Raw genomic sequence first — 15,122 nt, forward strand, 5'->3', positions numbered from 1 at the left:
AAATAAATCGTTAGGCTGCGCGGAATTTATTGCCCGGAAAGCGGGTTGGAGAAGGTGACCACATGCACAAGCGCGGTCTCCGGATCGTTGCACAAATCGTCATTGCCCTCAGAGAAGATGCGCAGCTCTTGTCCGCCCGTGCCATGGTAGACCGGGCAATTGTCGCGGATTTCGCGCTGGATCAGTATGCCGCTTGCCAAAAGCGCATTTTCGGCAGCAGCCATGCCTTTCACGAAGGAAACGCTTCCGCTCATCACGCTGCACCACATTGGAAAGCTGTCGCTCGTGGGGGGCAGGGCGATCACCGCGCCATCTGGGCTTTTGAAGGCTAGGGAGCCAAAATCGGGGTCTTCATAGCTGCGCCAGCCCGCTTCCTCGAACCGATCTTGGGCGAACCAAGGATCGGCGCCAAAACGTAGGCACAAATCGACCGCTTCGGCAAAAGAACTGGCGGGGGTCGCCTGCGCGACCGCCGGGGGCAAAAGGCCCGCGCCAAGAAGCGCAAGGGCGAAGCAAAACCGTTTCATCAAATCCTCCCGCGAAATGAGGCGCGCGCCCCGGTCGTTTGGGGCGCGCATCTGGCATTTAGCCGCCGCAATAGTAACGGATCACGCAATCCACCCGCGATCCGGTGCAAATGTAATGACCGTTCAGGTCATAATAGTTCATCTTGCCCGTGTATTGGCCCGCAGAATTATGTTGGTATTCGGACCAAAAGCGGACCTCATTGCCTGCGTTGCAGTGGATGCATGTTTTGCCGTAGCCCTGCGGGCCGGAAGGAGAGGAATGCCATTCTATCCCGTTACACTGGTTATAGACGCCACCGCTCAGCGCCATCGCTTGGGGCGCAGCCAGAGCGGCGCAGGCGAGTGCCAAGCTTGCGAGTGATTTTTGAAAGTATTTCCGTGGCATGGTCGTCCTCCTCAAATCTTCGTTGGGCGTATAAAAGACATGCCCTGAGACCGACTTTTGGAGCGAGGGCACTGTTGTGCCAGACTAGGAATCACTGGTTAACGTCGGGTTCCCTTGTGCCGATGCGTGCCACCTTGTCGCAGCCCGAAGGCCCCAAGCAAAAGTAAGAGCCCGCCCAAGACCCAACTGGCGGGCGGCGGCAACAGCCAAAGCGCGAGCACACCAAGTGCAATTTCCAACAGCCCAATCGCGCTATTGAACTGCCGTGATGGGTCTGCGTCGCGTTCCAGCTTTGTGCCGCAGGCCGGGCATTGATAAATTACCACGCGGCCATGCCCACCCCAGCCACCGCCGGTGACCATTTCGACGGGATCGGTGGGCGCGCCGCAGTCGGGGCAGGGAGGCTGTTCCGTCATCCGCTTTTTCCCTTAGCGCGGCGCATACAGCCCATCAGAGCCCATTTTCCAAATCTCTGACCAGCCGGAGTTTTCGCACAAGATATCATGCCAGCCATGGTGCTGGTCTTTCAGCACTTGGAAAGTCACTTCGCATTGCATCGTGCCGACGGGCGAGAGCGCGCGGCCATTGTCCAGCATCACCACATAAACGGGGCGCGGCCAGCCGCCCATATTGTCGATGATGGAATAGACCTTGGCCTCGGCACCTTGCGGGAAATCGACCCCTTCAAGCCCCGGCCAACCCACATAAAGCTTGGCCTCAGCCGGAGAAAATTCCGCCATGCCAGCGGTGGGCGCGCAAAGCGCAAGCGTGGCGGCAAGCAAAATGGCGGTGGGCTTTGCAAACATGATGAGGCCTTTGGTCTGAAAGTGATTGATCCAGACTAGGACCAGCAGCCGTAAAGGGCGCGTAAAAAATCAAGCCTGCGCGCGATTTGACGCGGGTCTCTTTACGCGAACTAGCCAAAATGCAGGCTTTTCACCTCTTGATAGTCCTCAAGCCCCTGCATCCCGCCTTCGCGCCCATTGCCAGAGGCTTTGTAACCGCCAAAGGGTGTGCCCCAGCCAAGGCCACCGCCATTGATATGCACCGCCCCTGCGCGCAGCCGCCGCGCCACCCGTTCGGCCCGCATCGGGTCTCCGGTTTGGATATAGGCTGCAAGGCCATAGTCGGTGGCATTTGCGAGCGCGATCATTTCGGCTTCGTCTTCGGCAGGCAGGATCGATAGCACCGGGCCAAAGATTTCTTGGCGCGCGATGGTCATTTCGGGGGTGACATCGGCAAAGACGGTCGGGCGCGCATACCAGCCGTGCTCCAACCCTTCGGGCTTGCCAAGCCCACCCGCCAAAAGCCGGGCGCCTTCATCAATCCCTTTGGCAATGAGCGCCTGCACCCGGTCCCATTGTAGCTGATCAAACAGCGGGCCAAGGTGATCGCCCTCTTGCTTTGGGTCGGAGACCTTGGTGGCTTTGGCAGCGGCTTCGGCGATTTCAAGCACCTCGTCATAACAGGCGCGCTCGACAATCAGCCGGGTTGGGGCGTCGCATGATTGCCCGGTGTTGAGGAAGCACTCCGCCACTGCATAGCGCACGCGTTCTGCCAGCGCCGCGCCGCAATCGGCAAAGACAAGATTGGGGTTTTTACCGCCGAGTTCGAGCGTGACCCGTTTGACGGTTTCTGCCGCCGCTTTGGACACCGCAATTCCCGCACGCGTTGAGCCGGTGAAAGAGACCATCGCCAGCCCCGGATGGGTCGAAAGCGCCTCTCCTACCTCTGGCCCGGTGCCGTGAATGAGCGCAAAGGCCCCCGCTGGCACGCCCGCCTCATGTAGAATTTCGGCGTAAAGCTGCGCCGAAAGCGGCGTGTGTTCCGATGGTTTGAGAATGACCGGGCAGCCGGTGGCGAGCGCGGGCAGCACCTTGAGCGCGATCTGGTTGATCGGCCAATTCCAAGGCGTGATCGCGCCCACCGGGCCAATCGGCTCACGGGTCAGCGTGTCGCCATTTGGCAAAGTCCAGCGCTCGTCTTGTTTGGCGAGCGCTTCGATGAAGCCATCGGCATGGCCAATACCAGCTTCGGCTTGCATTGCGCGCGCCATCGAAATCGGGGCGCCCATCTCATGGCTCATCGCCCAAGCCAAATCCTCTTGCCGCGCGGCGGTGCCCAAGCGGATGCGGCGCAACAGCGCCAATCGTTCGGCTTTGGGCCAGAGGCCAAATTCCTCAAAGGCGCGGGTCGCGGCGTCTACGGCGCGATCCACATCTGCGGCGGTGCCCAAAGCGACCGTGCCAATTTTGGCGTTTTGCGCGGGGTCCATGATTGGCATGGAACCGCCTCCCAAAGGCTCAACCCATGCGCCATCAATATAAAAACGCTCCGCGTTCATCGTCATGAGTAGGTTCCTCGCTCAAACAGGCGTGCCGCGGATCGTGCAGACCTCATGATAGATCGCCGCTTGTGGATCTGCATCCATCATCGCTTGTGCCGCCCGCGCGGTGAGCGGTTCGGCTCCCGCCGCATCGCGGTAAAAAGCGCAATTGAAAGCCTCATCAAAGCCGGTGCCGCCAAGCGCCTTTTCCAGCGCCACAAAGAAGGAAATGTCGGTCCCGGCATGTTGCTCGACGATCTGGGATTGCAGCTTTTCGGGGCGGTAGCCGTTGGCTTCAAACATATCGCACAAGACGGGCACGCCAACACGGGCCCCGAAATTCAAGATCACCTCGGCCCTTGGCGCACAGGCACGCAAGCGGCGCAACAGAGCCTCGTTCAAGCCCAGCCCAACGGTATTGAAGGGAAATTCCTCAAAATCAGCCCAAGGGTAGTAATGCGCGATATGGTCATCTTCGCGCACATCTGCCGCCACGCCCAATTTGGTGCGATGCGCGTTGCGGAACGCCTCAAACCGCGGATCGCCCGGGCAGGCCACTTGTGGCAGGCAGCCGATCACCACATCCGCCTGTTCCACCTCGGCCAGAGCCTCGGGTGTGTCGATTAGGCTCACAGCCCCATGCACGGGCTGAAACCGATGTGCCGCGCTTGGCGCAAGGGTCAGCACGTTATGGGCAGATAAATCGGCCATGCGCGGATCAAGATCACTGCCCGAAACGCGGGCCGCGCCGCAGATTGTCAGCAAGAAAGCGGCGTTCGCGCCCGTGCCGATCCCCACTTCATAGATGCGCTTGCCGTGCAGGTTCGCCCGTTCCAGCGCGCGTTGAAAGGTTTGTGTCCATGGGTCGCGCGGATCAAAAGCAAATTCAGGCGCATGCGCGGCGGTGGAAGTGTTTGCGTCGGAAAGCTGAGGTTCGGTCATGTGTGAATGGCTCATCTGTCTTCCGTCATAAGGGTCCAAAGTGCCGCCCAAGCGGCGGGGCGGCTCTTAGTCGAGCAGCATGAGATTGCGCGCCGCGCCGCGCAGGCAGTGGTCAGAGCGCATCGCGGCGGCATAGCCCCCCGCATTCAGGAGCGCGATCACATCACCCTCTTCGGGCGGTGGCATCGGGTGATCTTCGGCCCATTTGTCGAGCGCTTCATTGACATTGCCGACCACGGTAAAACGGCTCGGCGGCGCCTCGCGCGGCACGGTTGGGACTGGTTCACAGGGCAGGTCGTAAAAGGCAGGCTCCATCGCCAAGTTGAACCCGGCATCAAGGCCCAAAAACTCCACCGTCTTGCGCCGTTCGCGGTAGGTGACGGATGCCAAAAGCACGCCCGCATCCTTGACCAGAAAATCTCCCGGTTCGACGGCAACCGTCAGCCCCGTGCCACCATAGGCTTGCGCGATGGTATGTGCCCAATGATCAAGGTCGAGCGGCCTGTCAGAAGCGCGATGTGGCACCCCCAAGCCGCCGCCGATATTGACTTCACTCAGCCCCGGAAGCTGTTCGGTGAAGCGGCGGCTTTCTTGCAGCACGGCGGCAAATTGCGTCATCTCGCGATCTAGGTAGCCACAGCCCGCGTGGAAATGAAGCCGCGTGATCTTCAGCCGATGGCGCTTGGCGATCTCAATCGCCTCCGGCAACCGATCCAGATAGATGCCAAATTTCGTCGCTGCCGCCCCGCTATACTGCAGCATCTGACTGCCGCCATAGCCGATGCCGCGGTCTGGGTTGATCCGCAGCCCAACTTTGCGGCCCGGATGCGCGCGGCCAAAGCGGTCGAGCGCGGCAAGCGCATCAAAGTTGATGGCGATCCTTTCGAACCGCCCCAATATCTCAAGATCGGCAGCACTGAGCGAGGTGCCCGTAAACGAGATATCTTGCTCACGAAAGCCGCAAGAAAGCGCATGTATCAACTCTTCGGGGGAGCAGACATCGGCCCCGCACAGCCCTTGCCCCGCAAGGTAGGATAAAAGCTGGGGCGTGCGGTTGGCCTTGATCGCGTAATAAAGGTGATGGTCCAGCCCGACACGGTCCAAGGCGCGGTGCAAAAGCCCTGCCTTCTGCGCCACACGCCGCGCGCGGATCACATAAGTCGGCGTGCCGAGCTTGCGGGCCAAGGCCGCCAGATCGGTGCTGCCCAGATGCAGCCGTCCGCCCCGATAGGCCAAATCTTCGCGTTGCCACCAAGGGGCGACGGTCTTTTGTGCGCGGTTTTCCGGGGCGATGTCGGTGTCAGCCATGTCGGAGCATTCCTTTGCCGGCTTTCGCCAATGCGCGACGGTCTTGGGTGGAGTAGACAAGCCGGATATCGGTCGGGTCATGCTTCAGGCTGTGCGCGATACGCTCGGGCGCGTTGCAGTGACGGTCGACCAAAACGTCAAGCGGCAGGCCACAATCTTGGCGCCCGACCACGGCTTGTTTGATGCGCAACACCGTCAGCGGTGCCGAAAGCCCGCGGCAATCAATGAAGCTTGTTGGTTGGCTCATATCTTGTCTCCTTCGCACCGAGGGGGGTGTGGCTTTGGGGCTCAGATCTTGCCCGCTTTTTGATCGGCTTCGGCGCGGTCAAGCGCCTCCGACAGGATCGCAACAATCCGGTCGATATCGCTGCGCGTGATAATCAGCGGCGGGGAGAGGATGCAGAGGTTTTCATAAGGCCGCACCAGCAGCCCCGCCTCTTGGCAATAGCTGTCCACCCGCTGCGCAAGCGCCATATTGGCGGCCGTTGGCCCCACCTCTTCGCCCGTCCAGCATTCGACACAGGCCATCAGATGGTCGCCGCGCACCGTATAGACGATGTCTTTGCCGCGCAGCGCGCGCAGCTTGTCGATGAAATAGGGGCCAACATCGCGGACATGGCCGCAAATATTCTCGCGCTCCATGATCTCGATATTGGCAAGCGCAACCGCGCAGGCGACCGGGTGGCCCGAATAGGTGAACCCGTTTGAAAAAACAGGCTTATCGGCGGGTGCGTTGCGCGCAAGCGCTGTGGCAATGCGGTCCGAGATCAACACCGCGCCCAGCGGTTGATAGCCCGAGGAAAGCCCCTTGGCGGTGATGATCATATCGGGCGCGAGGCCAAAGCGGACGTCAGAAGCAAAGAAATACCCTAGCCGGCCAAAGCCCGTCACCACCTCATCCGAGATGTAGAGGATGCCGTATTTGTGGCACAGATCGCAGGTGGCTTTTTGATAGCCCTCCGGCGGGGTCAGCACGCCGCCAGACGCCATGATTGGTTCGGCAATGAAACAGGCGATGTTTTCGGGGCCGATGCGCGCAATCTCGGCCTCCATCTCAGACAGCAATTCTTGCAGTTTGGCTTCGGCCGAGATGTTGGAGCGGTCCGGGTCATATCCGGGGCTGGAAAGATGGTGCACGAACTCGGCCTCATAATGAAACAAGGTCCGATCCGCCGATTTGCCCGAAAGCGATTGCGTCAGATAGGTGCCGCCATGATAGGCATTGATCCGCGAGAGCACATGGCGCCGTTGCGGCTGGCCTTGCGCAGCAAAATGATACTGCGCGATGCGGATGGCCGATTCCACTGCGGTCGAGCCGCAGGTGGTGAAATGCACCCGGTTCAAATCCCCCGGCGAAAGCTTGGCGAGCTTTTCTGCCAAACGCGCAGCAGGCTCGCTCGAAACATCGCCAAAGGGGGTGTAATAGGCCATCTGGCGGGCTTGATCGGCCATTGCCTCGGCCAATTCTTCGCGGCCATAGCCCAAGGTCATGCACCACATACCGCCAATCGCATCGAGGTAGCTTTTGCCCGCGCTGTCGCGCACCCGCACGCCCTTGGCGGAGTGGATCACCAATGCGTCTTGCGTGCCTAAACTGCTGAGATCTGCCCAAGGGTGCAGCACGTGACGCGCATCAATCCTTGGGACAGGACGGGACTGGAGCTTTTGCGTGGTCTTATCTGGGGCGGTTTCAGCCAACAAATCCATGAAGGTTATGCCTCCTGGTTTCGCGCCGAGGCGCGATTTCGGTGAAGTCTGGCCCCTAGGGGCCCTCTTGGATTGGTGCGGCCATGCCAGCGCCTTTGCGCCAACTGCGTCACGGCTCGATGACCAAGGGCCAAAGCCGATCCAGACGGACCGCGCCCAAGGAGCGCGCCAGATGACGGCGGGGGCGCTTGATGCCCGCAAAACTCCTCAGATATCTGAATACTTCATCGCACAAACGGGCCCACAACTAAACCCATCGGAACGGATTTTTTCGAAATCCGACGCAATGCCTCCCAAAAACGGCATATTTGCCTGTTCAACAGGCAGTCACCCGGAGGCGATATCGCGTTTAAGAGGCTGGGGTCGCGGTTCTGAGATAATGATCAATCGGGGCAGGGCGCCCGTAATGATAGCCTTGCAAGAAATCCGCCCCGTTGATGCGCAGCCGCGCGGCATCGGTTTCGGTTTCGACCCCTTCGGCGACGATGCTCAGCCCCATCGCACGGGCAAGACCGATGATCGAACGGATCATTCGCATCCCGTCTTCCCCCTCTTCGATCGCGCGCACAAAGGAGCGGTCGATCTTCAGCGCGTCAAAGGGCATCCGCATCAGATAGCCGATTGAGGCAAAGCCGGTGCCAAAATCATCCAGCGCGAGGGTGAAGCCATTGGCGCTGAGTGTGATCAGCTCTTGCGAGATGGTGACATCGTCGCGCAGCACGATTTGCTCGGTCACCTCGACCTCAATCCGCTCCGGCGAAATGTCATGGGCGCGCACATAGGCGGTGAATTTCTCTGCAAAGCCACGGCTCATCAATTGTGTGGGGGAGACATTGATACTGACTTTGGCGTCTTTGAGCAGCTTCATATCCTTGCAGATATGATCGAGCAAAACCCACCCCAGTTGCATAATGAGCCCGCTGGCTTCGGCCACTTTGATAAACTGATCCGGTGGGACTTGCCCCAATTCTGGCGAGAACCAACGCGCCAGCGCTTCATAGCGCAGCGGGCCATCCCCCCCTTTTGCGGGCAGGATCGGTTGGTAATACATGGTGAAACCGCTCCCATCCGTCAGGGCGCGGCGCAGTTCTCGCTCGATATGCTTGTGGTCGAGGTCTTCGCTTTCCATGCGCCGGTCGTAGCGGATTACCTCCAGCGTCTCGCGCAGCTTGGCGGAATACATCGCCCGGTCGGCACGGCGCAAAAGCTCCTCGTGATCCATCGCTTGGCGATCATCGAAGGCAAGCCCTTTGGAGGTTTGCACCTCAAAGCTGACGCCGTGGCAGATGATCGGCGTATCTGAGAGCCGCTGAAGCGCAAGGCATTTGCGCGCGACGATCTCTTCGAGCCCTTCGGGGGCGGCGCTCACCACAAAAAACTCATCACCGCCATAGCGTGCAACAAAGGTATGTTCGTCACGCAGTTCATTGAGCCGTTTTGAGAATTCTACCAAGAAAGCGTCACCGCCCAAATGGCCAACGGTGTCGTTGATCACTTTGAAGCGGACCAAATCAATGGCGATTACCGCGCATTGCTGCTCGGCCTGTTTGCGTAATTTGCTTAAGTGCTCGCGCATTGCGTAGCGGTTTGGCAAGCCGGTCAACGCATCGCTGCGCGCGCGCCCAGAGGAAATCGCCTCACGTTCGATCAGCACTGCCGCTTTTGAGCGCAGCAGCATCGCCGCCCAATAGGACATGATCACGAACACCACGCTAAAGGCCCCCATGATCGGGAACATCTTCCAAAAAAGTTGTGTGCCTGGCTGCGGGGGGGACCAGCGCATCCAGGCGACAGGTTCGCCGCTCACGCCAGCCAGGGTGGTGAACACCGTATCTTTGGGAGGTGGCTCAGGCAGAACATCCAGCCCGCTGATGGACAATTCCTGCTCCATATCTTGGAAGCGGTCTTTTTCCAAAATCTTGCCGATCACCGCAATCGCGGCACTGTTCGGTTGCACCTCGGCCAGCAATTGAGCGTTTTCCGGCAGCAGATAAGAGGCCGAGAACATCACCGGCATTCCATCGCGCATTTCAAAGAAATCAAAGGTTTGCCGTTCGGAACTGTCGAGTGTTGGCACCACCGCGCGCAAGGCGGCGCGGGTCTGGGGGCTTAAAAGGCCGCCTTGCGGCGCAAGGCCCGCCCCGGCTTGCCACGACACAGGTGCGGGCAGTGGCCCGTCGAACAATTCCGCATATTGGAAGACATCTCCCCGATGTGCGGTGATGCCGTAATTCGAAGACAAGCGATCCGTCGCGCGGTTTTGGGCCGCCAGATAAAGATCGGTCCAGTTATGATAATCCCCCGCCAAAAGGGAGACGGAATCTTGCAAGCTATGCACCCGACCGATCACCCGTTGCGAGGAATCTTCAATCGCATTGGCATCCATCGTCTGGCGCACAGACAGAAGCGCGAGCCACAACACCGCCAACACCGCGAGCAAAACCGCTGTTACAAGACCAACAATTTGCCGAGGAAGGGTGTTGCTGCTCATCAGGCGGCAACCCCGTGCATTAGGGGCCCGTGAATTAGAGGCCCGTGAATTAGGGGAGCGGGAGCGGTATCGGCAAAGCCGAGCACACAGACATGGGCATAATTGCAGGTCAGTTCGGTGCCTGCGGGCAGATCGCGCGCCGCAATCATTTCCTCGCCGCAATCAATAAGGCTTGGGGTCTCGGAATGGTTCATGAACATATCCCCGTCATTCCCAAGCCGAAACACCTGAAGATGCGGGATAAATTCGGCATGATGCAGCACGGTTTCCACCGCTTCCTCGGGGAAATGCGCCAATGCGCTGGCCGGGATGTCCACATCGAACATCGGGTCATACCTCCAGACCGTATTGCCCGCACGGATGGGTTCCCTGGTGAAAACACCCAAACCGTGGATGGGGCTTTGCGAGACATAGTGGTTCACTAAGAGCATCGTGCGACCTCTTGGTTAATTTTTCGTTTACGATTTCAGGCTTCGGTTTCCATGATCACCACGGCAAAAAGCGCGGCGCCAAGCCCAACGATTTGTCTAAGGGAGAGGGTTTCGCCAAAGAAGGCGACGCCAACGGCCGTGAGCCCCAAGATCGTGGCGGAGCTGTAAAGAACGGCAATTTGGGCGAGGTTGTGGGTCTGCATCAAGAAGACCCATCCAAGCGCGGTGACGGCATAAAGCACGGTGCCCGCAGCAAACCAAGAGGTCGTAAAGGGCGCGGTTTTGATCGCCGCAGATTTCAACGCATAATCGCCAAGTATCGTGAAAGCAACAATGCCCACGAGTATCAGGTAGGATCGCATGACGCAGATTTCCCTACATCGTTTCCATTTTAGAATTGCACATTGAAAATGCGACATACCTGCTTGCTGGCTGCTTAATGCGACAAGGGAAAATCATTAAAGTTAATGGTAAATGCCAATCGCCCCGGCGCGAGGTCGGGGCGAGAAACGTCGTATCGGTGTTGGGATTAAAGCGGCTGGCAAGCGGCCTTGAGCCAATCGCGGGCCGGGGCCGAAACCAACGGGCCAATCCGGGCAAAGACCCCGGCATGGTAGGTATCCAGCCAGTCGCGCTCGGTGGCGCTGAGCCGCTCCACCAGAATCAGGCGGCGGTCGATTGGCACCCATGTGAGCGTGGCAAAGGCCAGGTGATCGCGCCCGTCGCCCAGTTTCGGCGCGGTTTCGACCAAGATCAGGTTCTCGATCCGGATGCCCCAATGCCCCTCGCGGTAGTAGCCCGGCTCATTGGACAAAATCATTCCCGGTGCGAGCGGCACATCAGAGATGCGCGAAATCCGCGCTGGGCCCTCGTGCACGCAAAGCGCCGCGCCCACACCATGCCCGGTGCCGTGGTCATAGTCATAGCCTGCGGCCCAAAGCGCGCTGCGCGCCAAAGCATCCAGATCGCGCCCCGCCAAGCCTTTGGGGAAGCGCGCGCGTGAAAGCGCAATCATCCCTTGCAGCACGCGGGTAAAGGCCTCTGCCGCGCCTTCGGGGGGCTGGCCTATGGCGAGTGTGCGGGTGATATCGGTCGTGCCATCGGGATATTGCGCGCCGCTATCAATCAACAGCAATTCGCCTGCATTGACGGGGCGGTTTGTTGGCTCGGTCACGCGGTAATGGACAATCGCGCCATTGGGCCCCGCGCCGCAGATCGTGTCAAAGCTGATATCGAGCAGTTGACCCGTGCCGCGTCGCGCATTTTCGAGCGCCTTGACAACATCAATTTCGGTCAGCCCGCCTTGCGGCGCGGCATGGTCAAGCCAGCACAGAAACTCCACCAGCGCGGCCGCGTCGCGGATATGGGCGGCTTTCATGCCTGCCACTTCGGCGGCATTTTTGCAGGCTTTGGGCAGGATGCAGGGATCTTCGCCCCAAATCACCGCCACTTCGGCCTCTTGCAATTCGCGGCCCACCTGATGCGGTGCAGAGCCCGGATCGACCAGAACCGGCCCGGTAAGCGAGCGCAAACCGGCCTCAAAAGCGGAGATCGGGCGCAAGGTAACTTCGTCGCCCAAATGCACGCGGACATCTTCTGAAAGCTTCGTGCCCTCAACGAAAAGCGTCAGATGGCCATTGGCATGCAGCACCGCGAACGCCTGCATCACCGGGTTGCGCGGAATATCGGCCCCGCGAATGTTCAAAAGCCAAGCGATGCTGTCGGGCAGGGTCAGCACGGCGGCTTCAGCCCCAAGATCGGTCAAAGCCGCGCCCAGACGCGCGCGCTTCTCGCCACTTGTCTCTCCAGCAAATTCCGGCGGATGAATGCGCGCGGGCGCAAGCGGCGGGGCAGGGCGGTCGGACCAGATCGCGTCGATCAGATTGGCGCTCTCCGCAAGCTCAATCCCGCTGCCCTCCAACGCGCGGCGCAATTCGTCGATCTCGCGGCGCGTGTGCAGCCAAGGGTCAAAGCCAATGCGCCCCCCTTTGGGAAGCTGTTCAATCAGCCAAGCCGCCAGTTTGATTTCGGGCCAGTGCACCGGAGTAAAAGCCGCCAAATCCACCTCGGCGCGCACCTGCACCCGGTAGCGGCCATCAATAAAGACCCCGGCCACCTCGGGCAGGACCGCACAAAACCCTGCCGAGCCGGTGAAGCCTGTCAGCCAACCAAGCCGCGCATCGCAATCGGCCACATATTCGCCCTGATGCGCATCTGCGCGCGGCACAATGAACCCGGTCAGACCGGCGTGCGTGATCGCTTCCCGTAGCTGTTCAAGCCGCGCGGGGCCATGTTCTGGCGCAGAGCGGGTGGTGAAATCTTGAAACATATGTCCCCCGAAGGCTGGGTCAGATCGCCTTTTTCATCCCCAACACCCGGGCACGGGCGCGCGGATCATTGTCAAAAAGCGCGGCGAGTTGTTCGGTCATTGCGCCCGCCAACTGCTCGACATCGGTGATGGTCACGGCGCGGCTGTAATAGCGCGTCACATCATGGCCGATGCCAATGGCAATCAGTTCCACCGCGCGCTTACGCTCCACCATTTCGATCACGTCGCGCAGGTGTTTTTCGAGATAGATCGCGGGGTTGACGGACAAAGTTGAGTCGTCCACCGGCGCACCATCGGAAATCACCATCAAAATCTTGCGCGATTCCGGGCGCGAGACGGCGCGTTTGTAGGCCCATTCGAGCGCCTCGCCGTCGATGTTTTCCTTCAGCAGGCCCTCTTTCATCATCAGCCCAAGGTTTGACCGCACACGCCGCCACGGCGCATCGGCCCCTTTGTAGATGATGTGGCGCAGATCGTTGAGCCGACCGGGGCTTTGCGGGCGCCCTTCGGCCAACCATTTCTCACGCGCTTGGCCGCCTTTCCATGCGCGGGTGGTGAAGCCCAAAATCTCCACCTTGACCGAGCAACGCTCCAGCGTGCGGGCCAAAACATCGGCGCAGATCGCGGCAATCGAAATCGGGCGGCCCCGCATCGAGCCGGAATTATCCAGCAGCAGCGTCACGCAGGTATCGCGAAACTCGGTGTCTTTTTCGATTTTGAAACTGAGCGGCGTGGTCGGGTTGGCCACCACACGCGCCAAACGCCCCGCATCCAACTGGCCCTCTTCGCGGTCAAATTCCCACGAGCGGCTTTGCTGCGCTTGCAGCCGACGTTGCAGCTTGTTCGCCAGCCGCGCCACCGCGCCTTTGAGCGGTTCGAGTTGCTGGTCAAGGTAAGCGCGCAGCCGTTCCAGCTCCGCCGGTTCGGCCAAATCTTCGGCACGAATTTCTTCGTCAAACTCGGTGGTGAAGACGGTGTAATTCGGGTCGGCCTGCGAATGCGGTGGGGGCGGCGGGGGCTCAAGCGGCGCATCCGCTTGTGGCATCTCGACTTCTTCGCCCAGTTCTTGGTCGGAAAGATCGTCTTGGCTTACCGTCGTTTGGGTTTGGTCTTGCTGTTCTTCTTGGCTGCGCTCGGGCGTCGACTCGCTGTCGTCCTCGACCTGCTCATCTTCATTGCGGTCTTGGTTTTGCGCCTCGGGATCGTTTTCGCTTTCGTCCGCGTCGCTGTCGTCATTGTTGGGCTCGTCCGGGTCATCGCCGAGCTGATCGGCGTAGCCCAGATCGGCAATCACCTGCCGCGCGAGCCGCGCAAAAGCGGCCTGATCGGCGAGCACATGATTGACGTTTTCAAGGTCTTTGCCCGCGCTGTCTTCCAAATAGCCGCGCCACAGATCCAGCACATGATCCGCCGCCGCAGGCAGTTTGCGCCCGGTCGCCAGTTCGCGCACCAAATAGCCCGCCGCTACCGGAAGCGGCGCCTCGGATTGGGTGCGGATTTGGCCGTAGCCTTTCCGCTCCGCCTCATGGCCGATTTTGAAATCAATATTCGTCAGCGTGCCGGGCATGTCGCGCGCGCCCAAAGCCTCACAGCGCGCGGTCTCCATCGCCTCAAACAGGCTTTTCGCCATATCGCCGGTGGGTGTGTAGCGCGCCGCGACCTTGGTATCATGGTGACGTTCGCGCAGCGCCAGCGCATCGCCCGTGCCGCGCGCGAGCATGATCTCGTCGCGCGTCATGCGGCGGCTCACCTGCGGCAGCCGCATCGCATCGCCTGACACCCCCGAGGGGTCAACCGTATAGCTGACCTTCATCTCTGGCGCATCGGCGAGCGTCTTCGTGGCCTCGGCGAGGGCCTTTTTGAACGGATCGGCGGGGTTTTGCGTGGGCTTCGTCATAGTGCATGTAAAGCACCGCCAAGCCGCGCCGTCCAGCGGCACAATGCGTGCGCAAGCAAGATCTTGTGAAAGCACGGAGGCTGTTCATCCGCGCGCAGAACTGTGGCTTTTCTTTGCGGAATTGTGCGCCATATTTGAGGAAAGCCACACCGGACAACAGAGGTTCCTATGTCTGCTCAACTCAAAATTGCCGTGATCCTGTCGTCGACCCGCCAAGCGCGCTTGGCCGACAAACCCGCGCAATGGTTCTTGGATTTCGCCCGCGCCGAGCACCCTGAAATCACCTTTGAACTGGTGGATCTGCGCGATTTCAACCTGCCGTTCTTTGACGAGGTCGCCTCGAACGCTTGGGCGCCCTCGCAATCGCCCGAGGCGGTGAAGTGGCAACAAAAGATTGCCGAATTCGACGGCTACATCTTCGTCACCGCCGAATACAACCACTCGATCACTGGCGCTTTGAAAAACGCGCTGGATCAAGCTTACGTTGAATGGGCGAAAAAGCCGATGGGCGCTGTGGGCTATGGTGGCCTTGGCGCCGGGCGCGCGATTGAGCATCTGCGCGCGATCGCGGTTGAGTTGCAAATGGTTCCGGTGCGCAATGCGGTGCACATTGGCGGGGGCGATTTCATGGCGATCTCGCCGCTCGGCGCCAATGGCGAGATGTCGGAAATTGCCGGCCATATCGAAGGTTCGGCCAAGGGCCTTCTGGCCGATATCGCTTGGTGGGGCGCTGCCACCAAAGCCGCCCGCGGCTAAGTTTCAAACCCACTCACGAAACG

The 15,122-nt window shown here is 60.1% G+C and carries 15 protein-coding genes; 1 reads left to right on the forward strand and 14 read right to left on the reverse strand.

From position 1 onward, the window contains the following. Positions 1 to 26: 26 nt before the first annotated feature. The 14 genes from BW967_RS12700 to cobT all read right to left on the reverse strand — a co-directional run bounded on the left by BW967_RS12700 (position 27) and on the right by cobT (position 14,343). Positions 27 to 527, reverse strand: coding sequence for a hypothetical protein (locus BW967_RS12700; RefSeq protein ID WP_139327835.1), 501 nt, complete (start codon positions 525 to 527; stop codon positions 27 to 29). A 58-nt stretch (positions 528 to 585) separates the two neighbouring features. Beyond that, positions 586 to 912 carry a hypothetical protein gene (locus BW967_RS12705; protein ID WP_076485453.1) on the reverse strand — a complete coding sequence of 109 codons (327 nt, stop codon included), beginning with the start codon at positions 910 to 912 and terminating at the stop codon, positions 586 to 588. Positions 913 to 1,010: 98 nt separating this feature from the next. Beyond that, positions 1,011 to 1,328, reverse strand: coding sequence for a hypothetical protein (locus BW967_RS12710; RefSeq protein WP_076485454.1), 318 nt, complete (start codon positions 1,326 to 1,328; stop codon positions 1,011 to 1,013). Positions 1,329 to 1,340: 12 nt separating this feature from the next. Then, positions 1,341 to 1,718: a hypothetical protein gene (locus BW967_RS12715; RefSeq protein ID WP_076485455.1), complete on the reverse strand. Its 378-nt coding sequence runs from the start codon at positions 1,716 to 1,718 to the stop codon at positions 1,341 to 1,343. Positions 1,719 to 1,828: 110 nt separating this feature from the next. Beyond that, a complete protein-coding gene (locus BW967_RS12720) occupies positions 1,829 to 3,256 on the reverse strand; it encodes an aldehyde dehydrogenase family protein (protein ID WP_076485520.1) in 1,428 nt (475 codons plus the stop codon). A gap of 21 nt (positions 3,257 to 3,277) precedes the next feature. Next, on the reverse strand, positions 3,278 to 4,195 hold the full coding sequence (locus BW967_RS12725; protein ID WP_217696382.1) for a hypothetical protein: 918 nt from the start codon (positions 4,193 to 4,195) through the stop codon (positions 3,278 to 3,280). Between the two features lie 51 nt (positions 4,196 to 4,246). After that, on the reverse strand, positions 4,247 to 5,488 hold the full coding sequence (locus BW967_RS12730; RefSeq protein WP_076485457.1) for a diaminopimelate decarboxylase: 1,242 nt from the start codon (positions 5,486 to 5,488) through the stop codon (positions 4,247 to 4,249). After that, positions 5,481 to 5,735 carry a sulfurtransferase TusA family protein gene (locus BW967_RS12735; RefSeq protein WP_076485458.1) on the reverse strand — a complete coding sequence of 85 codons (255 nt, stop codon included), beginning with the start codon at positions 5,733 to 5,735 and terminating at the stop codon, positions 5,481 to 5,483. Before BW967_RS12735 ends, BW967_RS12730 begins: the two co-directional genes overlap by 8 nt. A gap of 41 nt (positions 5,736 to 5,776) precedes the next feature. Beyond that, complete coding sequence (locus tag BW967_RS12740) at positions 5,777 to 7,195, reverse strand: aminotransferase (RefSeq protein WP_083952220.1); 1,419 nt, start codon at positions 7,193 to 7,195, stop codon at positions 5,777 to 5,779. Between the two features lie 349 nt (positions 7,196 to 7,544). After that, a complete protein-coding gene (locus BW967_RS12745; protein WP_076485459.1) occupies positions 7,545 to 9,686 on the reverse strand; it encodes a putative bifunctional diguanylate cyclase/phosphodiesterase in 2,142 nt (713 codons plus the stop codon). Continuing rightward, positions 9,686 to 10,117, reverse strand: coding sequence for an SET domain-containing protein-lysine N-methyltransferase (locus BW967_RS12750; RefSeq protein WP_076485460.1), 432 nt, complete (start codon positions 10,115 to 10,117; stop codon positions 9,686 to 9,688). The genes BW967_RS12745 and BW967_RS12750 overlap by 1 nt, the downstream gene beginning before the upstream one ends. 35 nt (positions 10,118 to 10,152) lie before the next feature. Further along, on the reverse strand, positions 10,153 to 10,479 hold the full coding sequence (locus tag BW967_RS12755) for a hypothetical protein (protein WP_076485461.1): 327 nt from the start codon (positions 10,477 to 10,479) through the stop codon (positions 10,153 to 10,155). Between the two features lie 167 nt (positions 10,480 to 10,646). After that, on the reverse strand, positions 10,647 to 12,446 hold the full coding sequence (locus tag BW967_RS12760; protein WP_076485462.1) for an aminopeptidase P family protein: 1,800 nt from the start codon (positions 12,444 to 12,446) through the stop codon (positions 10,647 to 10,649). 19 nt (positions 12,447 to 12,465) lie between these two features. Then, positions 12,466 to 14,343 carry a cobaltochelatase subunit CobT gene (gene cobT, locus BW967_RS12765; protein ID WP_076485522.1) on the reverse strand — a complete coding sequence of 626 codons (1,878 nt, stop codon included), beginning with the start codon at positions 14,341 to 14,343 and terminating at the stop codon, positions 12,466 to 12,468. Positions 14,344 to 14,511: 168 nt separating this feature from the next. On the opposite strand from cobT, the gene BW967_RS12770 reads away from it, so the two are divergent. Beyond that, positions 14,512 to 15,099: an NADPH-dependent FMN reductase gene (locus BW967_RS12770; protein WP_076485463.1), complete on the forward strand. Its 588-nt coding sequence runs from the start codon at positions 14,512 to 14,514 to the stop codon at positions 15,097 to 15,099. Positions 15,100 to 15,122 lie beyond the last annotated feature (23 nt).

The sequence above is a fragment of the Rhodobacter aestuarii genome, assembly GCF_900156655.1.
Classification (GTDB): Bacteria; Pseudomonadota; Alphaproteobacteria; order Rhodobacterales; family Rhodobacteraceae; genus Rhodobacter; species Rhodobacter aestuarii.